General features: G+C 49.7%; 16 protein-coding genes and 2 riboswitches. Of the genes, 5 read left to right on the top strand and 11 right to left on the bottom strand.

Annotated elements, in window-relative coordinates; translation table 11 throughout:
• Positions 1-140: 140 nt before the first annotated feature.
• From MH144_RS09690 to MH144_RS09665, 6 genes are all read right to left on the bottom strand, one after another.
• Positions 141-1,652: an extracellular solute-binding protein gene (locus MH144_RS09690; RefSeq protein ID WP_239299406.1), complete on the bottom strand. Its 1,512-nt coding sequence runs from the start codon at positions 1,650-1,652 to the stop codon at positions 141-143.
• Positions 1,653-1,748: 96 nt separating this feature from the next.
• On the bottom strand, positions 1,749-2,852 hold the full coding sequence (locus tag MH144_RS09685) for a glycoside hydrolase family 88/105 protein (RefSeq protein ID WP_239299405.1): 1,104 nt from the start codon (positions 2,850-2,852) through the stop codon (positions 1,749-1,751).
• A gap of 23 nt (positions 2,853-2,875) precedes the next feature.
• Entirely contained in the window at positions 2,876-4,375 is a 1,500-nt protein-coding gene (locus MH144_RS09680) for an extracellular solute-binding protein (protein ID WP_239299403.1), read from the bottom strand.
• A gap of 83 nt (positions 4,376-4,458) precedes the next feature.
• The gene (locus tag MH144_RS09675) at positions 4,459-5,331 is read right to left on the bottom strand and encodes a carbohydrate ABC transporter permease (protein WP_095289558.1); all 873 of its coding nucleotides are present in this window, start codon (positions 5,329-5,331) and stop codon (positions 4,459-4,461) included.
• 44 nt (positions 5,332-5,375) lie between these two features.
• Positions 5,376-6,329: an ABC transporter permease gene (locus MH144_RS09670; protein WP_095289557.1), complete on the bottom strand. Its 954-nt coding sequence runs from the start codon at positions 6,327-6,329 to the stop codon at positions 5,376-5,378.
• A 284-nt stretch (positions 6,330-6,613) separates the two neighbouring features.
• A complete protein-coding gene (locus MH144_RS09665) occupies positions 6,614-8,950 on the bottom strand; it encodes a helix-turn-helix domain-containing protein (RefSeq protein ID WP_239299401.1) in 2,337 nt (778 codons plus the stop codon).
• 557 nt (positions 8,951-9,507) lie between these two features.
• On the opposite strand from MH144_RS09665, the gene MH144_RS09660 reads away from it, so the two are divergent.
• Positions 9,508-11,517, top strand: a complete 2,010-nt coding sequence (locus tag MH144_RS09660) for an endonuclease MutS2 (protein ID WP_239299400.1) — start codon at positions 9,508-9,510, stop codon at positions 11,515-11,517.
• A 52-nt stretch (positions 11,518-11,569) separates the two neighbouring features.
• Complete coding sequence (locus MH144_RS09655; RefSeq protein ID WP_239299399.1) at positions 11,570-11,839, top strand: cysteine-rich CWC family protein; 270 nt, start codon at positions 11,570-11,572, stop codon at positions 11,837-11,839.
• A 67-nt stretch (positions 11,840-11,906) separates the two neighbouring features.
• On the opposite strand, the gene MH144_RS09650 is transcribed toward MH144_RS09655, so the two are convergent.
• The 5 genes from MH144_RS09650 to gcvH form a co-directional block, all read right to left on the bottom strand.
• Positions 11,907-13,052: a mannitol-1-phosphate 5-dehydrogenase gene (locus MH144_RS09650; protein WP_239299398.1), complete on the bottom strand. Its 1,146-nt coding sequence runs from the start codon at positions 13,050-13,052 to the stop codon at positions 11,907-11,909.
• On the bottom strand, positions 13,049-13,483 hold the full coding sequence (locus MH144_RS09645; RefSeq protein WP_095359756.1) for a PTS mannitol transporter subunit IIA: 435 nt from the start codon (positions 13,481-13,483) through the stop codon (positions 13,049-13,051). The genes MH144_RS09650 and MH144_RS09645 overlap by 4 nt, the downstream gene beginning before the upstream one ends.
• A gap of 5 nt (positions 13,484-13,488) precedes the next feature.
• Positions 13,489-15,585, bottom strand: coding sequence for a BglG family transcription antiterminator (locus tag MH144_RS09640; RefSeq protein ID WP_239299397.1), 2,097 nt, complete (start codon positions 15,583-15,585; stop codon positions 13,489-13,491).
• Positions 15,586-15,624: 39 nt separating this feature from the next.
• Positions 15,625-17,085, bottom strand: coding sequence for a PTS mannitol transporter subunit IIBC (locus MH144_RS09635; protein WP_239299396.1), 1,461 nt, complete (start codon positions 17,083-17,085; stop codon positions 15,625-15,627).
• A 429-nt stretch (positions 17,086-17,514) separates the two neighbouring features.
• Positions 17,515-17,907, bottom strand: a complete 393-nt coding sequence (gene gcvH, locus MH144_RS09630; RefSeq protein ID WP_095289549.1) for a glycine cleavage system protein GcvH — start codon at positions 17,905-17,907, stop codon at positions 17,515-17,517.
• 340 nt (positions 17,908-18,247) lie between these two features.
• A riboswitch (glycine riboswitch) is annotated at positions 18,248-18,371 on the top strand.
• A gap of 3 nt (positions 18,372-18,374) precedes the next feature.
• Positions 18,375-18,476, top strand: a riboswitch (glycine riboswitch).
• 184 nt (positions 18,477-18,660) lie between these two features.
• On the opposite strand from gcvH, the gene gcvT reads away from it, so the two are divergent.
• From gcvT to gcvPB, 3 genes are all read left to right on the top strand, one after another.
• The gene (gcvT, locus tag MH144_RS09625; RefSeq protein WP_239299395.1) at positions 18,661-19,797 is read left to right on the top strand and encodes a glycine cleavage system aminomethyltransferase GcvT; all 1,137 of its coding nucleotides are present in this window, start codon (positions 18,661-18,663) and stop codon (positions 19,795-19,797) included.
• Entirely contained in the window at positions 19,794-21,149 is a 1,356-nt protein-coding gene (gene gcvPA / locus MH144_RS09620) for an aminomethyl-transferring glycine dehydrogenase subunit GcvPA (protein WP_239299394.1), read from the top strand. Before gcvT ends, gcvPA begins: the two co-directional genes overlap by 4 nt.
• A gap of 74 nt (positions 21,150-21,223) precedes the next feature.
• Entirely contained in the window at positions 21,224-22,699 is a 1,476-nt protein-coding gene (gcvPB, locus tag MH144_RS09615; protein WP_239300555.1) for an aminomethyl-transferring glycine dehydrogenase subunit GcvPB, read from the top strand.
• Positions 22,700-22,900: the final 201 nt, after the last annotated feature.

The following is a 22,900-nucleotide window of genomic DNA, read 5'->3' as shown; positions in this document are numbered from 1 at the left end:
TGTGAAAAGAATGCTCTTTTCTTTTTATACCCTTTCTGCTGCCCAACCATAATCCTGGGAAAGAAAAAGAAGCCATGCTTCACGTTCATTCACGTAAAACACAGCTTCTATCGGAGCACACGTATACTCTGCGCTTTGCATTATTTCCCGTTCAGTTCGGCATAGGATGCCTCCAGTTCAGAGATTAGCTGATCTCCCCCGGCTTTTCGCCAGTTAGCCACTTCCTGCTCCCAGCCTGCATCGTCAATCTTGCCCATAATGTACTTGGTCTGTGCGTCCCAGATCATCTGATCCAGTTCCTGACCCCGCTCGGTGTAGATGGCCGATGACAGTGTCAGCGCAGGATTCGGAATAGCATACTGCTCATTCTCGCGAGCCATCTTGGTGCCCTTCATGCCAATCGGAACATCAACCAATTCAGCTACGTTGTACCCTTCAATACTTAACAAATTGTCGCGATATGGCTTCACTTCGCGCTGATAAGCGTCAAAGTCCTTGAGTTCAGTTTTACCGTCCGCTGTCTTGGTGTAGTGCACATCGAGCAGCCCACGAAGCTGCAGCGTACTCAGCTCTTCATCCATCAGCTGATCGAGGAATGTGAGCACTTTTTTCAATTGCTCCTCATCCTGTACAGCAGCCTTCGGGATTACCAGCATGCCATAGTTCCCCGGCTCTCCGGCGATGCGTGTACCATCCGTCCCCTGGAACGGAGCTACATCGATTACCCCATCCGGGGCATTAGGCGTAAGCCGCTGCTGGGACGACTTGCCGTTCTGCGCCACGCCGTTCAGCTTCATGCCAATCAAGCCAGAGTCCATTTTTTTGTCCGCATCCGAAGGGTCAAGTGCAGGGAAATCACTGTTAATCAGCCCTTCGCTAAACAGTCGCTTGAACAGCTTCATGGTGTCCACATATTCAGTGGTCAGGAATTCCGGAGTCAGTTTGCCCGCATCATCTACACCCCACTTGTTCACACCCCCAATACTCACGGCAATCCGAGTCAGCGGAGAAGACACGCCTTCGTTATACTTCTTGAAGAGCAGCGCACCATACGTATCTTCCTTGCCATTCCCATCGGGATCATCCTTGCGCATGGAACGCATCACTTCATACCAGTCATCCAGCGTCTTGGGCACATCCAGCTTCAACTTATCAAACCAATCCTTGCGGTATACAATGGCCGTTCGTCCGATATCGCGGAAGTTGGGAATGCCGTAAATTTTGCCTTCGATCTTGATATTGTTAAAATAGGCCTCGGATTGGGCAGACAGATTTTTATAATCCTTCAGGTAAGGTCCCAATTCCCAGAACAGTCCCGTTTTGGCTGCGTTGAACGTGGTCGGAACGTAATTCACGCGCATAATGGTCGGCATCTCTCCGGAAGCAACCATGACGTTCACCTTGTCATCAAAAGCCGACTGCGGAATCCACTGAACATTGACATCCGTATTTGTATACTCCTCAATCTTTTGCTCTATCCCATTTTCCTTCGCGGGCACATCGCCTACCTGCATCAAAGAGATGGAAATGGGAAACTTGCCTTCCCCGGCGGCTGGAGTTTTTTCTCCTCCACAACCTGCAAGCAGTCCGGCGGACATTGCACCAATGACAACCAAACCGCCTATACGGGACACCCGACCTTTTGGACTCATGAACCATCTCTCCCTTTTGTATTATCATTATTACCAGCATTAGGCTCGCTTGAATGAATACGCTATCATAATTCTGTCTGAAGAAAAGAACCAGCGTTAAGCCAGTTCCATCTCCACACCTGCCAGAATAAACGGGGCAACCGATTTCGGATCATTGATTCGGATCGACTCGGTTACATAATATTCGTACGACCCATCACGATACGGACTGCCTCCAAGACCTGCACCGCCATTGCACTGAGTCAGCGAAAGTACACCTTCACGATCCGTTTGAAGCAAGTGCTGCAGCAACCCCTGATATCCTTTAGCTGCTGTCTCCTTAAACTTGTCGCTCAGGTAACCTTTGCGTACACCTTTGGCAAGCGCATATACAAACATGGATGTACCCGATGCTTCCAGATAATTGCGCTCACGCCCCGGCTGATCCAGCAGATGAGGCCATAGCCCCGTCTGTTGATCCTGTACATGCACAAGTGCGTTTGCTACGCGTTCAAATATGCCGGCAATCTGGCCCCGCTGTTCATGATCTACAGGCAGATGATCCAGTGTATCCACCACGGCCATCACGTACCAACCCATGGCCCTGCTCCAAACATGGGGGGAACGGCCGGTATCACCCGAACTCCAGCGCTGCTCCCTGCTTTCATCCCAGGCATGATACAGCAAACCGCTGCGCGGATCACGTGTATGCTTCTCCACCAGCAGCAGCTGCAGAGCCGCCCGGTCAAACCACTTTTCTTCGCCCGTTACTGCCCCATACTGCGTGAGAAACGGAGTCGCCATATACAATCCATCCAGCCACATCTGAAAAGGATAGATCTTCTTGTGCCAGAAACCGCCTTCGCTGGTTCGTGGCTGGCCTTTGAGCTGAACCATGAGCAGGTCTGCTGCCTTGCGATATTTCGATTCACCTGTTTGGTCCATTAGGAAGAATAAGGATTTCCCCTGATTAATCTGGTCCAGATTGTACTCCTCAACGTTATACGAGCGTATCGTGCCATCCTCCTGAATGAAGTGATCCATCAGCTCCCGGATGTAACCGTAATACTTGGCTTCCCCCGTACGATGATACAGTTCTTCCAGCGCCTTCAGCAGGCAGCCGTTCTCATAATGCCAGGTGGTATACAGCTGATGATTGCGGTAACTTTCCATGAACTGATCGGCCATTCGTACCGGTGTGAACTGCAAGGTTTCCTTCATCGATACCCTCCGCATCCGCTCGCTTATTGAGCCTGTTTTTTGTAGTCTTCTGCGTATTCCTCGCGAATCTTGCTTCCGCCCGCATTAGCCCAGTTCTCAATCTCCTGTTTCCAACCGTTTTCATCGATCTTGCCCATGATATATTTCGTTTGCGCATCGGCAATCATCTGATCCAGATCAGCCCCGCGATCACCATAGGTCGGCGAGTATAACGTAAGCGCAGGATTCGGAACGGCATGTTCGGCCAGCTCTTTGGCAAGCTCCGTCCCTTTTACCCCCAGCTCGGTATCCTTCAAATTCGGTACATTGTAACCTTCAACGTATGGCAAATTGTCACGGTATGGCTTCACCTCACGCTGGAACGCATCGAAGTCGCTCATTTCCACTTCATCCTCGCCCACTTTGGTGTAATGTTTGTCTTCTATTCCACGCATAAGCAGCGTTGCCATCTCCGGTTCCATCAACTTATCCAAAAAGCTCAGCAGGCTTTTCAGCTCCTCTTCGGATTTTACTGTCGCTTTAGGAAAAGCCAATATGCCTGAGTTGCCTGTCTGGCCCGCAACACGGTCGCCGTTCGCTCCAAGCAAGCCTGCAATATCTACAACCCCATCCGGGTCGTTCTTGGAGAGACGCTCCTGCTGACTCTTACCGTTCTGCGCTACGCCGACACGCATGCCGACAACGCCAGAGTCGTATTTTTTCTCCGCTTCCGAGGAGTCAAACACGGCAAAGTCCTGATTCAGCAGCTTCTCATCATACAATCGTTTCAGCAGATCTAGCACCTGCATATATTCCGGCGTCATGAACTCCGGTGTGAAGCTGCCGTCATCTTCAACCTTCCACTTGTTCGGTGCACCGAAGCTTACACCAAGGCGCGTTGTGAAGGAATATTGATCTTCGTTGTATTTTTTGAACAGCATCAGACCAAACGTATTATCCTGCCCATCTCCATCCGGATCGGAAGTTGCCAAGATTTTGATCGTTTCATACCATTCATCCGGCGTGGTCGGTACTTTGAGATTCAGCTTATCGAACCAGTCTTTGCGGTAAATGACCGTCGCCCGTGCAATATCAGAGAACACGGGTACGCCATAGACTTTTCCGTCTACCTTGATGTTGTTGAAGAAGCGCTCGTTCTGAGCAGACAGATTTTTATAATCCTTGAGCAGGGGACCGATCTCCCAAAACACATCGTTGCGCATGGCACTTGTGACTGTCGGGTTGTACTGCACTTTGACGATCTTCGGCATATCGCTGGAAGCGATCATGACATTAATTTTGTCATTGTACGCCGAAGCGGGAATCCACTGAATATCCAGCTTGGTATTGGTAAAGGCTTCGATTTTTTGCTGAACCTCATTTCCTTTACTCGGCACATCACCTACCTGTGCAATCGCGATGGAGATGTTCTGTACGCCGCCCTCGGCAGCCTGACCCTCGTCTGATCCGCATCCAGCCAGCAATCCCGTTACCAGTGCAAGTGTGCTCAGAACAGCCAGAGCTTTCTTTTTCGTTCCTCTCATCAAATGAAAACCTCCCCTTTTATACATTGCTGATTCAGCATGCTGCATGTTGCGTTCTGCAACCATCCATTCAATCACCAATCTCAACCTTTCACAGACCCCAGCATCACTCCCTTGGCAAAATGCTTTTGCAGGAAAGGATACACAAGCATGATCGGAATCGTTGAGAATACAATGACAGCCATGCGAATGGTCAGCGGCTGAATCTCCGTCTCCTCAATACTCGTGTCACCAATCCGGCTCTGAGCCAGAATGACAATCTCACGAAGCCATACTTGAACCGGCCATTTCTCGCTGTCATTGATGTAGATGACGGCGTTGAAGAAGCTGTTCCAGTGCGCGACTGCATAGAACAGGGAGAACGTGGCCATCGCCGGCATCGACAAAGGCAGTACAATACGGAACAGAACGCCGACATCATTACAGCCGTCTATTTTGGCAGCATCCTCCAGTTCATCCGGAATGGCCTGAAAAAAGTTCTTGAGTACGATCAGGTTGAACGCACTGATGGCGGTAGGCAGCATCAGGGACCATAACGTGTCGGTCAGATGCAGCGATTTAACTACGAAATAGGTAGGAATCATACCTCCGCTGAACAGCATCGTGAACAATACGCCGAGCAGAATCGGCTGCCGTCCGCGCAAGTATCTTCTGGATAGTGGATACGCCATCAATGATGTGAATAACAAGTTAATCAATGTACCGACCACAGTAATGTAGATCGAGACTCCGAGACTGCGAATCAGTGTGTCTGTCGAGAAAATGTACCGATAGGCCGCCAGGGAGAATTCTTTGGGAAAAAGGATGAATCCTCCTTTCGCCACCTCATGCGGGCTGGTAAACGAGACAGCCAGAATGTAGATAAACGGAATGACGGTCACGATTCCGATCAACAGCAGCAAACCATGATTGACGATATCGAAAATTCGGTTGCCCCACGTTTTATCCTGTTGCATCTTAATGTTCACTCCTGTCTGGTGTAGACGTCTGCTTTCTCAAGTTAGTAGACGCCTTCCTCCCCGAATTTTTTGGCCAGTTTGTTGGCACCCAGTACAAGCGCCAGCCCAACAACCGACTTGAACAAACCGACAGCGGCACTGTAGCTGTACTGTGCCTGTGTCAGACCCTTGGTGTATACGTAGGTATCGAATACCTCACCCACATCCCGGTTGGTCGGCGTCAGCATCAGGAAGATCTGTTCAAATCCTGTATCCAGGAAGTTGCCCAGACGAAGAATGAGCAAAATCACGATCGTACTGCGGATGGCAGGCAGCGTAATATGCCATGTCTGGCGCCAGCGGTTGGCTCCATCAATCCGTGCAGCTTCATAGAGCTGCGTGTCTACACCGGAAAGTGCCGCAAGGAAAATAATCGTGCCCCAGCCAACCTCTTTCCAAATGGATTGTCCTACAATCATGGATCGGAACCAGCCTGGCTCCAGCAGGAAAGCAATCTTTTGCCCCGTCAGACTGTACAGCAATTCGTTGATGGCGCCGCCCTCCGTGGTAAACAGCATATAGAACACGCCGACGACAACAACCCACGATACAAAGTGCGGAACATAGACCAGCGTCTGTACAAAACGTTTGAATCGCTCACGGCGCACTTCATTTAGCATCAGTGCCAGCACGATGGGCAGCGGGAAGAAGAAGACCAGATTATAGATCGCCAGCAAAAACGTATTCCGGAACAGGGTCCAAAACTGCGGTTCCCCGAAGAAACGCTGAAAATGCTTGAGTCCTACCCAGTCACTCCCCAAAATGCCTTTGTACGGTGTGTAATCCTGAAAAGCCATCGTAATGCCATACATGGGTATATATTTGAAAATAACAAAGTAAAGCACCCCCGGTATCAACATGATGTAGAGCCACCGGTTTTTGATAACGTCCCTCCACAGCAGGTTTTTGTCACTGCGGGCAGCGGGCCGTGTCCGAGCCGTCGTTTCGGCTTTCATAGTGTTTTCCTCCCCACATTGGAAACGATTACAAAAGTTCAATTCCTGAAGTCATGCCTTCATTGTGGAGGATAAACGGATCACTGGCTATCGTCCGGTTTTAGCTTCTTGTTTTTCCTTGCCAGGCAAGGGTTTGCGACACTCCATCTGTTGAAATCTCAGATGCGAATGCACCCGTTTTAACCTCTATAATCCTGTCTTAACCCGGGAAGATGGAGTGCCCTCAGCAAGGTGTACAACCATAAAAAAGCCTGCCCGCCATGGCAGGCAGAGCAGGCTTTGTTTTACCGCTGCTGTTCGCGGTACTTGCCGGGTGTTGTTCCCGTTATTTTACGAAACGTTCGGATAAACGCAGTGGGGTTGGTGTAATTTAGTTTCTCGGCAATTTCCGATATTTTGAGGTTGGTGGTCTGGAGCCAGGTCTTGGCTTTTTCCATTCGATACTCTGCCAAATATTCAGTAAAATTCACACCAGCTTCCTTCTTGAACACCCGGCTTAAATAAACAGGATGGAAATTCAGCTCTTCCGCACAGGCTTCCAATGACAGTTCACGGTCATAGCGTTCCTCGATCAATCGGATCATCCGCCGGGCAATATTCATATACTGCGATTCTTCCTGCTCCCGCCAGAAACGAATGACGGGTACAAATAACCGTTTACGGAACCAGTTCGTCATCTCATCAAGGGTAGAGAGCTTCAGTAGGTGAGCCATAGATGCCTTCTCGCCAAGCACTTCGGCCACATCTCCTCCCTGTTCCTGAACAAGCTGGTACACACGGGACAGAAGCTGAACCATAATTACGGGATATTCACTAAAGTGAAGTTTCTTGTCGGCGAGCAGCCCCAGATACTGTGTGAAATACGCATCGGTTTTTTCCTCATCCCCTTGTTTCAAGGCCGAGGCAAGCTGATCCTCAATCATTCTGAGCTGTGTATATAAGGCTGCCTCAGTCTGACCACGCGGCTGGATATCTTCATAATGCAAAATAATACGGCTTCCAAGGCTTACCCTGCCCTGCAGTGCCTCCCGGCTCTCCTGGTACGCTCTTGGTGTATCTCCGATGGCAGAATAGGAACGGCTTATGCCGATACTTACGGGCAGATTGAGATAGGTGACCACGCGCTCCCTGATCCATTCCGCTTGGGTGTGCATCCACTCCTTGAGCTGCAGCTCATCATTCAGCCTGGAAGCCAGAACCGTCACTTGCGCATCATCGATCATAACCGGGGTGAAGCGCAATTCCGCAGGCAGAAGCTCTCCAACCATATTGTTGACGGCAAACAGCAGCAGGTCCCTGTCCTGTTCTTCGTACCTGGTTCCTTCGAGCGTATCAATCTGAAGCGTAAGCACACCCAGGCTCGACCATTCTGCCGGAAAATCATAACGTTCGCCCTGATACCTGAAATCATCTTCTGAGATTTTGCCGGTCAGCAGTTTAGTCATGAAAAATTCCTCCAGATGAACATGCTGTCCCTTCATCTGTTCCCGCAGCGTTTTTTCCGAACTGAATAGCGTGGATAAACGTTCCTCAATATAAATAAATTCATCTTGACGGCGGCCCGTCTGCAAAACCGGAGAATCCAGCCCCTTCGTAAACTGCAGCAGTCTGGAGATGGGGGAATACATCCGGCGGCTGCCATAGATCGCAAACAATCCGGTCACGCATAACATGACCAGCGTAGCTACACCGGTCACAAGTGCAATTTTCTGCGACTGGGCAGTGATCTGTCCAAGAGATACTACCGATACATACAGCCACCCATTGAGTGGTGATTTTCTGTAGCTTACAGCCACCTGGTTTCCTTCCACTTCAGCGTTAAAGAAGCCTTCTGCCTGATTGCTCATTTCTACCTTCGCCTGAATCTCCTCATTCAAGGCAGCATATTTCTCCTCTTGCCCATGATCATTCAGAAAAAAGTTCTGATCCCGGTCCAGTACATACATATCTCCGGTATTCGGATTTTGGCTTAGAAACGTACTAATCTCTGCATCTGCGATATCAATCACGAGAAATCCCTTTGGGCTATTATTCGTCGGCACCATTGGAATTTTGAATACCATACTGACCACGTCATCCGATGAAATGAGTGTGGGCATCTGTTCCTGTGAATCTTCGGTTATTCCAGCCGATGCCGGTATACTTTCCGTAGACAAATGATCATTCTGAGTCACCCAGAACAGGCTGTTCGTATAAGTGAGATAGGAACCAATGCGATCCCGAATACTGAAATCATCCAATTTTCCAAAAGACCTCATGGAGACCACCCAGTCCTGATCCAGGTTAACCAGATAGGCCTGATCTATATTTGTAACCGCTTGCAGGTTGTTGAACCCGGACGTGAGATCACGTATTTCCTGAAACTCGGAGCTGTCCAGCGGCTTCTTCATGGCTTGCAGCACCAAGGGAGAATTCACATACTGGATGGATGACAATTGCAGGCTGCGTAAAACTTGCTCTACCCGCATTTGGGTTTGATGCAAAATCTGCAGATTGCTCTCACGTACTTTTTGTTCAATGTCACGCGAAGCGATCGAATAGGAGACGGAACCGATGACGATGACTGGAAGGGCTCCGAGTATCATGGTAAAACAGAGCAAACGCAGCAAATATTTAGGCAATGTGAGCATCCTCCTTTGTATAGAATCTGCATATTTGAATGCCTGATGGAATGTAAATACATCTGTATAATATCGCTTTCATTGGATTAATTTACTATTGTTATTTTAAAACCCAATCTTATTCAAGTCCACTATTTATTCTTAAGATTGACTTTGGGGCCGTTTCCAGTTTATAGTGGGAGCATATTCCTCAATCGAAGGAGAGATTTTGATGTCGGTGAGCGTTCTTAACTAATCAAGTTTCATATTCAGGAGTTTGGCCTTTCATGTGCGCTTGTGCCTTATGGCATACGTGTATTTCTTGATGCGCCATAACCCTGTACTTAGTTAAGAACAGCGGATATCATAAATCGCCTCCGGGATTGTACTTGTCCGGGTCTATTTCCGCGCTGTGTTCAGCGTGGATTTTTTTGTATAGACCTATCATGGACTCTGCTTTCCCCTACATGAAGGGCGGAGAATGACGTTTGTTCATTCTCCGCCCTTTTTGCGTTTTCAGGAATAGATTCTGAGTTACCACCGAAGTTACAAATTCAAAATCCAAGGAGAGATCAAGCATGAATGAAAACACAATGAATACACTGGGCTATCATCAAATTCAAAACCACGTCGCTTCCTGCGCCCTTTCTTATCTGGGCAAACGTTACGCGAAAGAAATGAAACCCATGGTGGACCCCGGGCTGATCCAGATGCGCCTCGCGGAAACAGAAGAGGCCTCTGCTCTCATCCGTTATGGCGCCAGTGTTCCCATCCCTTCGCTTGACGGTATGGAGACCATTATGGATCTGCTCGGTACCGGTTATCTGTTTAGTGAACGGGACTTCACTCAACTTGCGCAGTTTCTGCGAAGCTGTGCACAATTAATGAAATACATGGAGGGTAAATCCGAAGCAGCTCCTACGGTAAGCCGGTATGCTTCATCCATGATGCGGATGGAATCCCTGTTAAGCGAGATCGAACGCTGCATTTACAGCGGCCGCATCCAGGATCAGGCGAGCAAGGAACTGACACGTATCCGGAAAAAGATGACCGTGAACGAGGAACGAATGAAGCGCAAGCTGGATTCTCTCGTGAGCAAGCACCGGTCCATTATGCAGGAGAACGTGATCAGCCAGCGCGGCGGAAGAACGGTATTGCCCATCAAGAAAGAATTCCGCAAGCAGGTGAAAGGCAGTGTCCTGGATGAATCAGGGAGCGGGCAAACCGTCTATATTGAACCCGCGGAACTGGTGGGACTGCAGATGGAACTCGCTTCACTGCAAGCCGAGGAATCCCGAGAAGAAATGAAAATCCTGGGTGATTTAACGTCGCTCGCCGAATCCTATAACCGCGAGATTGCGCTCAATACCGAGACGGTAGGTATCCTTGATTTCCTGTTTGCCAAAGCGAAATACGCGGCAACCATGGATGGACGTACGGTCCAAGTCAATACCTCGGGCCGAATTACGCTTCAGCAGGCGCATCACCCTCTGATGGGCGCCTCCATGATTCCGCTTGATTTTTCCATCGGAAGGGATTATTCCTCACTTATCATAACTGGTCCGAATACAGGCGGCAAAACGGTAGCGCTCAAGACACTGGGGTTGCTCACCCTGATGATGCAGTCCGGTCTGCTCGTTCCTGTGGGTGAAGGCGGCGAGATGGCCGTATATCACGAAGTGGCTGTCGATATCGGAGACGGACAGAGTTTGGAACAGGCACTCAGCACCTTCTCAGCACATATCCGCAACATGATCGGCATCCTTGAGCAGGCGAATTCATCCACCCTTGTCCTGATTGATGAGATGGCCTCCGGGACGGACCCTGGAGAGGGGGTTGGTCTTTCCATCGCCATGCTGGAGGAATTGCACAGCCGCGGCGCAACTGTGGTGGCTACCACTCACTTTGGGGAAATCAAGCATTTTGCTGCTGCCGCGCGAGGATTCGAAAATGCACGGATGGAATTTGACACGGCTACACTGCAGCCCCTTTACCGTCTGCGTATCGGTGAAGCAGGTGAGAGTTACGCCTATTCCATCGCCTTGAAGCTGGGGATGCCACAGCGCATTATCAATCGTTCCAAATCCATATCGGAACAGGGCGTATCGAAAAGTCCTACTGGCAGCACGAGCTCCATCATGCCGATAGTGGAACCAATACCAACGGAGAGTTCTCTCCTTGAGCCATCTCAGAACTCCACAGCCGCACAGAAGATGGAGAAGAAAGTACATTCCCCTGCAACGATTGAAGCTAGAAATCCATCCCTGCGGGCAGAAGGTATGAAGTCGGTTCCCCCAGCAAAAAACTTTCGAAAAGGGGATCGTGTATACGCAGCCTATCTGAATCAGTCAGGAATCGTCTGTGACGTGGAAGACAGTCGCGGAAACATCGGGGTCATGCTGCGCGGGCGGAAAGTCAAAATTCATAAGAAACGCCTCACACTCCATATATCCGCAGATGAGCTGTATCCAGGCGATGACTATGATCTGGATATTGTACTGGAAACGAAGGAGAACCGGAAGAAGCGCAAATTAATGGGACGCAAACATGTCGAAGGGCTGACCATTGAACTACCACCTGAAGAATAGGGCCAGCCCTGTTATACTATAGGTATGACGATATGGAGAAAGTAGGCGTGCCATGAGCGGAAGTTACCCTTCACAGGCCAAGACGACAGATACAGATGCCTCCCAGGTCAATGTGCTCTTATGCCCACTGTGTGGGGAGGCCAATGGCTGCTCCTATGCGGCTGGCCGTCCCCACGCCGAATGCTGGTGTAATCATGCCGAGTTTCCCGAAGGTGTGTTTGACCGCATTCCGGCAGAGCAGCGGCGTAAATCATGTATCTGTCAGCGATGTCTGGAGACGTATAAAGATCAGGCTGAACACAAACAAGAGCCACACAGTTAACTCCTGTGAGGCTCTTGTTTTGCGATTGGTTTCATAACATGAAACGCAAACACTATATAAGTGTTTCTTACATTTTTTGATAATGTTCTACAGCCTGCTTGAGCACGGGGTGCTGCTCATCCATAGCTGTGTAATGGCTAAGTGCTGCAGCGATGCCCTTTTGTTTGATCAAGTCCTGAAGCTCTGCTGCCTCCGGATCATCCTGCACATCGAATTTGCAGGCTGCCGCCATGCCTCTAGCCAGGTTTGTCGTGCCCATTCCGTACTCATGTGCCTGAAGTGCCGGACGGACCAGACGGTCATTGGGCGACAGCTTCCGAAGTGGTGAGCGCCCTACCCGGGTGACTTCATCGGTGAGATGTGGATTTACAAACCGCTCCAGAATTTTCGTTATATACTTCTGATGATCTTCCGGGTCGAAACCAAACCGTTTCACAAGAACATCACCCGTTTCCTGCAGTGCACCGTAGACGAGGGATTTCACTTTGTCATCCGCAATCGCCTTCTGAATCGTATCATACCCGTTCACGTAACCGAGATATGCAGCACAGCAATGTCCTGTATTGACGGTAAACAGCTTCCGCTCGATATAAGGCTCGAGGTCATCAACATAGAGTACACCTTCAATCGGAAGGAACGCAGGTGCCATCTGCGAACGATCCACGACCCACTCATAAAAAGGTTCGACCTGAACGTGAAGCGAGTCTTCGTGATGCTGGATTGGAACAATCCGGTCTACTGCGGAGTCAGGGAAATACACATATTGATCAGCAAGAGCCTTCATCGGTTCTTCCAACAGAGCATACACATGCTCTTTCAGCTGTGTGCTGGCTCCAATGGCATTCTCACATGCAATAATGTGAAGGGGTTTCTGCACCGAACCTGAATTCAACCTTGCCTCAAGACCTTTGGCAATGCCTGGTGCAATATGTTTCAGGATGCCCACTCCGACTGCGGTTGTAACGAGGTCTGCCTCTGCAACGTTCTGGGCAACCGTCTCCAGCTGCGTTCCATCAATGGCATTGACCCCTTTGACCGTTTCCATATCCTTCGTTTCGTTGGCCAGTTCGACCGTATATTGTCCACGCTCCTGTAATGCCTTAACCAGCTCCTGGTTCACATCCGAGAAGATGACATTATATCCTGCCCGTGACAGGATCAATCCGATGAACCCGCGTCCGATATTGCCTGCTCCGAAATGAAGGGCCCTCATAGTTCCATTTCACTTTCGAGAATGGTAATGATCTCTTCCGCCGTTTTGGCATAACGAAGTGCTTCCATGTTCTCATCTTCCGCACAAATGACCGCAATGCTGGTCAGAATCTCCATATGCTCACCACCCTGAGCGGCGATACCGATCACCATGTAGGCTTTTTCATCTCCAAAATCTACACCTTGCGGGAACTGAATCACCGAAATGCCTGTGGACAGAATGAACGATTTGGATTCTTTGGTTCCGTGTGGAATGGCAAGTCCATTGCCCACATAAGTCGATACGATCTCCTCGCGCTCAAGCATCTTGTCGATATAATCGGCAGTAATGTGTCCTGCGTCTTTCAGAATCTGTCCTGCCATGCGAATAGCCTCATATTTGTCCTGTGCCGTTGCGTTCATAACCACTTTATCTGTTGTAAGTATACTCATGTTTGTTAACCTCCAATTTCGGTTTTACTTCGATAAAATCCAACCAATTCCCGGGACAGGTAATGAATAAGATCATCCCGAATTCCCTTTTCCAGCAGTGTAATCATCTCATCCTGCAGCAACAATGCGCTGATCTCACTTAGAACCTCCAGGCTCTCCCGGGATAACTCCCTCGGCCCAACCATCAGAAGGATATGGCTGACTCCAACCGGGTCATCCGTCGTCACGAGCAGCGGCTCTGATAATTGAAACAGGCTGATGGACGGCCTGTAAATGCCATCACTGCGGGTATGAAACAGCGCGAGTGATGTATCCGGAATTTTCTGGCTGCCCACCTTCTCCCGAGCTTCAAGCAGCCTGGCGATTTCTTCTGGGTCCTTCAGCACCCCGGATTCCTGCAGTACCTTGCACATGGCAAATGCCGTTTCATAAAAGCCCATCTTACGGTTATCCAGTGAAAACACCTGAAACTTGCCTGTGATCCTTACAATTTCAATGAGTGTGGCATCAAGCCCCGCGGGATCAGCATGGCGGTCAGTTGTCTTTCCACTTGTTTTACTCTCTCCAAATTTAACTTGTACCCGCTGCAGCGTCGTATTCTGAATGTAGTGACGCAAACGTTCACTTTCTTCCGCTGTTAACAAGGGACTCACCTTGTAATACTGATGCGGTTCCATCGGCAGATCGACTGTCGATAAAATGAGATCATAGTCCTCTTCCGGGATCCGTGCAGCCTCATACCATGATGCACTGTCAACGATCCGGATCTCCGGAATCTCCTTGGACAACCGGCTCGAAAGCATACGGGATGAACCAATTCCGCTTGTGCACACGATAATGGCCCGAATCTCGCGCTTCAGCACACGCAACCGCTCGATCGAAGCGCCAAAATGCATGACCAGGAATCCAATTTCCTCATCTGGCACGTCCGTATCCGGCCATGCGTCATGCACCGCGTCCTTCACATCCCCGAACAACGAATCGTAATCCTTGCGAATCTGTTGAAGCAGCGGATTACGTATACTTTGCCTGCCTCCAATCCGCTCCATCACCGGCTGCATATGGGCAATCAGTCCTTCTCGCAGAAGACGATCCTCCTGGAATGCGTAACCCGTTCTCCCCTGCATCTGATCCATCAGGGAACGAACCATGTCCAGCAATACCAGATCGTCAACAGGCAGTAAGCGTGTGGAGTGAATAAGCTGCTCTGTTTCAATTAATAATTTGTGCAAATAGCTCTGTTCTTCCTTGGCAAATGAGATGCCTAGCTGATCGGAGAGCACGCTGCATAGTCTCGTAGCCATGTATTCAGGCACGCTCTGATCTCCAGTAGAAGGGTACACCGCTTTTTTATCCGGAGAAGGAATGCGTCCGACGGTAAATCCCTTGCGAATGCGCACGAGAGCAACGGATAACTGAATAAGCAATTTGGTATACTGTCGCTCCGGAATATTTTCAAGCCAGTCAATATCCGGCTGCCATAACGCATTCTCGACCGTCAGTACGTCACGATGGCCAATCATGCCCAGCAGCTTCTGATTCACCTTGGAAATTCCCTGGTCAGGTTGTCTTCCGAACAGATCAGATTCATCCAGATATTCAAGCGCAAGTCCTGCGATTGCTGCGCGATAAGCCGTCTCACTACCATTGATCTTCACTCCGTATCCTCGCCTGCGAACCAGTTTCAGACCCGCCTGACGAATCCGGGGCTCCAGTTCATCCAGATCATTGCTCACGGTCGAGACCGTTACTTTCAGTTCCGATGCGAGCGCAAGCAGTTTTACAGGCTCCGCCTCATCCAGCAAAATGCAAAGCATGAAGAGTTTACGCTCTTCGGGCGTAAACTCCACATATTCGTTCAGCTCCAGCTGCTCACGCAGTGAAGCCAAATCATCGGAACCAGGGTCTATTCGGACCCCGGTTCCTGATTTTTTTTCTAATTTCATGCCAAAGGGCTCAAGCCACTTCTCAATCATTTGCAGCTCCCGATGGACGGTTCGTGTACTGACTTTGACCGCAATTGCAATTTCGCCGGCGGTTACTTCCTGCGGATGTTCCAACAGGAACTCCACAATTTCACGCTGTCTTTTCGTAATACTCATATCTCAAGCCTCCGGCTCAGGGAAAACGATCGCAACCTGTTATTTCAGGCGTTCAACGAGCGCATCGTATTCCGGGCTTTTTAGGAAGTTGTCGATGGATATATGTTCTGCGTTCGGTGCCACGCTGCGGGCACGGTCTGTCAGTGTCTTCTGCGTAATAACAACGTCTGCGTCCTGCGGGATATCACTGATTGCCGTGTTGGTTACTGCAACGTCAATCCCTTCAGCTTTCATCTTCTTGCGAAGAATGGAAGCTCCCATCGCACTTGAACCCATACCCGCATCACAAGAGAAGACGATTTTCTTCACATCCGTTTTCGCTTTCACAGCCGAAGAAGCCATATCCGCGGCTCTATCTGCTTCACGATTATCTGCTGTAACAGCAGCATTCGCTGTATTGCCTTGGCTCTTCATGTCTTTCATGCGACTCGCTGCAGACTCCAGATCCTCTTCTTTTTGCTTACCTGTTTTCAGCAGCAGTGCTGCAACCAGGAAGGATACGATAGCAGCCACAGCCACCCCGGCGAGCATCGCCAGATATCCACCTTTTGGCGTTAACAGGGAGTACGCAATGATACTACCCGGTGAAGGCGCTGAAACCAGTCCGGCTCCGGTAAGCATGAAGGTTGCTGTACCTGCCACGCCACCTGCGATTGCCGCAAGAATCAGAATTGGTCTCATCAGAATGTAAGGGAAATAAATTTCGTGAATCCCCCCGAAGAAGTGAATGATAACGGCCCCCGGTGCAGAAGATCTTGCGGTTCCACGACCGAAGAAGCAGTAAGCCAGCAGAATACCAAGTCCAGGACCCGGGTTCGATTCAAGCATGTATAATACGGATTGACCCAATTCTCTCGCTTGATCTGTTGCAATCGGTGTTAGAATTCCGTGGTTGATTGCATTGTTCAGGAACAATACCTTCCCTGGTTCAATAATCAGGTTGACGAGTGGGAGCAATCCCAGATTCATCAGCCCCTGTACACCAGCAGACAATACGGTGCTGATCCCCTCTACAGCAGGTCCGATACCCAGCAGTGCAATGATCGCCAGGATACCACCGATAATACCGGCAGAGAAGTTGTTAACCAGCATCTCGAACCCTGCTTTGATCTTGCCTTCAACGGCTTTATCGAACTTTTTGATAATCCATGCGGCCAAAGGTCCCGCAATCATGGCACCTAAGAACATCGGAATGTCACTGCCGACGATGACCCCAAAGGTCATGATGGCACCAACGACACCACCACGCTGGCCATGCACCATAGTACCTCCGGTGTAACCAATTAGCAGTGGCAGCAAATATTTAATCATTGGATCTACTAACGCTGCAAGCGTATCGTTAGGGAACCAGCCTGTTTTGATAAACATGGCCGTAATTAATCCCCAGGCAATAAACGCACCCATATTCGGCATAACCATACCGCTTAGGAATCGGCCAAAACGCTGTACGCCTACCCGGAGACCGCCTTTGGAATTGGACGTTTGGTCCAAGTTACTCATTGTATTATCCTCCTCGGATCAAGTAGTTATCATTTATGAAAGGGGTATCATTTCTCCCCTGCTGTTATCCTAAGCCAGATTGGTCTCCGGTTCAACGAAATGAAAGCGTACTTTCGTCATGATCATTGATGACAACATTGTGTTTATGTAATCGTTTTTATGATGATGAGAGGGTTCTAACCATTGATATACTTGGTTTTTTTCGTGTGTGACTTATATCATTTACGGTGTTGATTTCAATAATATAGCTTGTGCGATTCAGCCTTATTCCATCCTGTTCAAGTACCTCATGTGGCAACAAGCCTGTCCTTGAGAACACAAAAAGCCTGCATGAGCACGAAGGCTCACACAGGCTCTGAAGACGTGCAAGAACGTCCAATTTATCAAAAAAAACATTGATTACTGAAGGTTATTTAGTGCAAATACATTTTACTCCTCGGTATGCTTACGATATGCATCAGCATTCATCAGTTTAGACAACGCTGCTGTCAAATCACCTTCAACACGAATCTCAATCATCCAGCCTTCTTCGTAAGGCGAACTGTTGACGAGTTCAGGTGCATCCTGCAGTGCTTCATTCACAGCAATAATGGAACCACTTACCGGAGAAAACAAATCCGAAACCGTCTTAACGGATTCAATCGTACCAATGCTGTCTTCCGCTTTTACATCCGATTCAAGGTCAGGCAATTCCACAAACACAATGTCACCCAGCTGATGCTGCGCGAACTCGGTAATGCCGATCCGTACAGTATCCTCCCCTACGGTTTGCACCCACTCGTGCTCTTCACTGTACAGGAAATCACTTTTCAATTCGCTCATCGATATCCGCCTCGCTTTTCATTAATGAGTGCATGCGTCCTTCGGCCAACCCTTTTTCCCAGAACATAGCGTAAGATATTTTGGATTGAAATGTCAAGATACCTTACAAATTATTTGATTTTTGATGATTATCGCCTGTAACGCAAACACCCTCACTCTACATATAATGGGTAATATTAGAATAGTAAGCGCACTCTTTCTATATATACGAACAATAAATTGAGATCAATAAATATCATTCGGTTTTTTATTAATTTCTGTGATATCGTTCTTGACATCGATAGTGGATTCACGTTTTAATGAGAGAGTAAATGTTAATCGTCGTGTGCATCACCCGCGGATGAATGTAAAGGGAGAGATTACCCGTGACGCCCAACTCTTGGATGCATGCGGTAACGCCGAAGGAGTAAACCACCCGACAAGCGGGAGGTGAATCTCTCAGGCAAAAGGACTTTTACGGGACGCAACTCTGGAGAGCATCTATTCGCCCGGTAGGGGCGTTTTGATCACCCAAGGGGAAACCTGCTGCAACCTATTGGCGGGGTAACTCTCAGGTACCAAGGACAGAGCCTAAGAATACAGCGTGCTTCTGGCATGCCGGTTCTTTGGCCTGTCCTTTTCCTTTTTCCCAAAAACAAAAGTCAGGATCGAGCCGGCGCTGTCATCAGCAGCCTTAACCATACTTATCCAAGAAAAGAATGCATCGTTCATGTTATACACTCGGCCCGGTAGCGGCCATAACGAGGTGATTTGATGTCCGATTTGCTTAGAACTCCACTCTATCCACTTTATCAGCAATATGAAGGTGTACGGTGCATCGATTTTGGAGGCTGGGAGCTTCCGGTGCAATTCAGCGGGATTCAGAAGGAACATGAAGCGGTGCGGGAACGGGCTGGTCTGTTCGATGTGTCCCACATGGGTGAATTCACGGTGCAAGGTGAACAGGCTGAAGCATTTTTGCAGAAACTGACAACCAATGACGTGACCACACTGGTTCCCGGCCAGGCACAATACACGTTAATGTGTTACCCGGACGGTGGCGTAGTCGACGATCTGCTCGTATACAAGCTGGAAGATCAGCATTATATGCTTGTTGTGAATGCCTCCAATATCGACAAGGATTGGGCATGGCTGCAAGAGCACATGGTCCCTGGAGTGAGCATGACGAATGACTCCGGCGAGACAGCTCTCCTGGCCCTACAGGGCCCGCTTGCTGCAGACATTATTGGAAAGGTTACAGATACCGACGTATCGGTAATTGAGCCTTTTCGTTTTGTACAGAATGCTGAGGTCTGTGGTGTAAAACTGCTGCTGTCCCGCACCGGTTATACCGGAGAGGACGGCTTCGAACTATACGTACAGGCAGATCAGGCCGCTGCGGTCTGGAACGGATTGATGGAGGCGGGCGCTGATCACGGACTGGTTCCGGCTGGACTTGGTGCACGGGATACACTTCGATTCGAAGCGAAGCTGCCCCTCTACGGACAGGAGCTATCGCCGACCATTTCACCGCTGGAAGCAGGCGTTGGCATGTTTGTGAAGCTGAATGCCGGACCTTTTATCGGACACGAAGCACTATTCCAGCAAAAAAATGACGGACCTGCCCGCAAACTGGTCGGCATTGAAGTACTGGAACGCGGGATTCCACGTCCCCACTATCCCATCTATGCCGAAGGCGTGCAAATCGGGGAAGTAACAACCGGTACACAGTCCCCTACGCTGAAGCGTAATCTGGGGCTCGCCCTGATTAAAAGCCAATATGCTGCACTCGGCACCCCGCTCGAGATTGAGATTCGCGGCAAAAAGCTGAAAGCCGAAGTTGTGAAGACCCCTTTTCATAAACGGACACGTACGTCAAAGACACCTACCCAAGGAGCTGAGCAAGCATGAGCAAGCACCGCTATATTCCCATGACTGAACAGGATCAGAGCGCCATGCTCGCAACCATCGGTGTGGACACGATTGAAGATCTGTTCCAGGACATTCCGCAGGCGATTCGTTATCAAGGCGAGCTGCCTGTCTCCTCCAAACTGGATGAATACGCACTGACGCGCCATATGTCCAAGCAAGCCGGCGCGAATGCCAATTTTGAGACACACGCCAGTTTCCTGGGCGCAGGCATATACGATCATCATATCCCTTCCGTGATTAATCACGTCATTTCCCGTTCCGAGTTCTATACTGCCTATACGCCATATCAGCCCGAAATCAGTCAGGGTGAGCTCCAGGCGATCTTCGAATTCCAATCGTATATCTGTGAACTGACTGGCATGGCTGTAGCTAATGCGAGCATGTATGATGGTGCAACCGCATTTGCCGAAGCAGGGAATCTGGCCGCAGCGGCAACTCGTCGCAAACAGCTGATCGTCTCCCGTACCGTTCATCCTGAAGCTCGTCAAGTGTTGAAGGCTTATGCCCACGGTCTGAATTTGGAGATTGTCGAGATTGGTTATCAGAACGGGGTGACCGATTGGGATGCCCTTCAAGCCGCCGTATCAGATGATACCGCAGCCGTCATGATCCAGAGCCCGAACTTCTTCGGTGCCGTGGAAAATGTAAAACAGGCTGCAGACCTTGCGCATGCGCACAAGGGTCTACTCGTGGTCAGCGCAAACCCGCTGGCGCTTGGTATGCTCGAAGCTCCAGGCAAGCTGGGTGCCGACATCGTTGTCGGTGATGCACAGCCGCTTGGCATCTCCGCGTCGCTCGGTGGTCCGACATGCGGATATTTCGCTGTATCCCAGGCGCATATGCGCCGGATTCCCGGCCGGATCGTTGGCCAAACAACGGATCGCAACGGCAAACGTGGTTTTGTACTTACGCTCCAAGCACGCGAACAGCATATCCGCCGCGAAAAGGCGACTTCCAACATTTGCTCCAACCAGGCATTGCTTGCCCTAAGCGCTTCGGTGTATATGTCTACCATGGGAAGACAGGGCATGATTGATGTAGCTGATCTGAATTTGCAAAAGAGTCACTATACTCTTCAAGCTCTAACTGCAATTCCTGGAGTCAGCCTGGCCTTTAATGCACCGACATTCAATGAGTTTGTCATTCAGCTGCCCGAAGGGACAGACGTCGATGCCCTTCAGTTGAAGCTGCTGGATGCCGGTTTCATCGGTGGATATGAACTTGGACGGGATTACCCAGAGCTTGCCGGACATATGCTGGTCGCCGTTACGGAACGGCGCAGCAAGGAAGAGATTGACGAATTCGCACGTGTATTGGAGGGATCGCTGTGACTCAGGAAATGACAACCATCCAAGGACAGCCGGAAACGGCAGCTCCTTCCCAAACCGAAACCAGCACGAAACAAATGACACAAGCAGCATCGCCTGCTCCAGAGCAATCGCTGATCTTTGAACTCAGCAGCCCGGGTCGTGTCGCTTACTCCCTGCCTGAATGCGATGTTCCGCGTCAAGATCCCGCGAGCTTGATTCCCCGGGAAATGCTGCGCTCGGAAGCAGCTGCACTGCCTGAGGTATTTGAAGTGGATGTCATTCGACACTATACTGCCCTTTCCCGACGGAACTTCGGGGTAGATAACGGATTCTATCCACTCGGTTCTTGTACTATGAAGTACAATCCGAAGATTAACGAAGATGTAGCTCGCTACAATGGATTTGCCAAAATCCATCCGTATCAGCCTAAATCCAGTATTCAAGGGGCACTTGAACTTCTGTATACGTTGCAAAACGACCTTGCAGGTCTAACTGGCATGGACGCGGTGACCCTGCAACCAGCTGCTGGTGCCCACGGTGAATGGACCGGCCTCATGATGATTCGTGCCTATCACGAAGGTCGTGGTGAACAGCGGACCAAAGTCATTGTCCCGGATTCTTCACATGGCACCAACCCGGCAAGTGCAACCGTGGCTGGCTTCGAGACGGTAACCATTCCATCCCGTGCGGACGGTCTGGTCGATCTGGACGCACTGTGTGCAGCCGTAGGTTCTGATACTGCGGCCTTAATGCTGACCAACCCCAACACCCTGGGATTGTTTGAAAAGGACATTCAGGAGATTGCCTCCATCGTGCATCAAGCTGGTGGCCTTCTCTATTATGACGGAGCCAACTCCAATGCTATTATGGGCATTACCCGTCCTGGGGACATGGGCTTCGATGTCGTGCATCTGAACTTGCACAAAACGATGAGCACTCCGCACGGCGGAGGTGGTCCTGGTGCGGGCCCCGTCGGCGTGAAAAGCCGTCTGATCCCGTTCCTGCCGAAACCGATGGTGATCAAGAACGATCAGGGACAATATGCTTTGGATCGCGAAGGAGATCAATCGATTGGTCGGGTCAAAGCCTATTACGGCAACTTTGGTATTTTGGTACGCGCCTATGCTTACATTCGTACGTATGGACCTGAAGGCTTGCGCCGGGTATCCGAATGTGCCGTACTCAATGCAAACTATATGATGGCACGTCTTGCACCTTATTACGAAATTCCGTACCCAGGCGTTTGTAAGCATGAATTTGTCATGTCTGGCCGGGGCCTGAAGCAATATGGTGTAAGAACTTTAGATGTAGCCAAACGGCTGCTTGATTTCGGGTATCATCCGCCAACCGTCTACTTCCCGCTCAACGTAGAGGAATGTATCATGATTGAACCAACGGAAACAGAGAGCAAAGAAACGCTGGATGGCTTCATCGATACTATGATACGTATTGCCAAAGAAGCAGAAGAAACACCTGAACTGGTACTGAATGCACCCTATGGCACACCGGTTACCCGTCTGGATGAGACCACAGCAGCACGTAAACCTGTATTGAACTGCGCTTGCAGTTAATAAACCGTCATTAGCTCAAATAAACGGCTTCTGCTGATGTTTAATCGTCAGCAGGAGCTTTTTTTATTTACTCATGTCCCTGCCTCCTTAGCGCGAACGGTCTTTTTTTATTCTATATGCCCCCACATTAGCGCCCACAAAAAAAGCCGGCATCCGCTGTTCGCAGATACCGGCAATATCGCTGCATTCCTGCAGCCATTC

This window comes from Paenibacillus sp. ACRRY, from assembly GCF_022346995.1.
Taxonomy (GTDB): domain Bacteria; phylum Bacillota; class Bacilli; order Paenibacillales; family Paenibacillaceae; genus Paenibacillus.
This window is presented reverse-complemented; position numbering and strand designations above follow the sequence as displayed.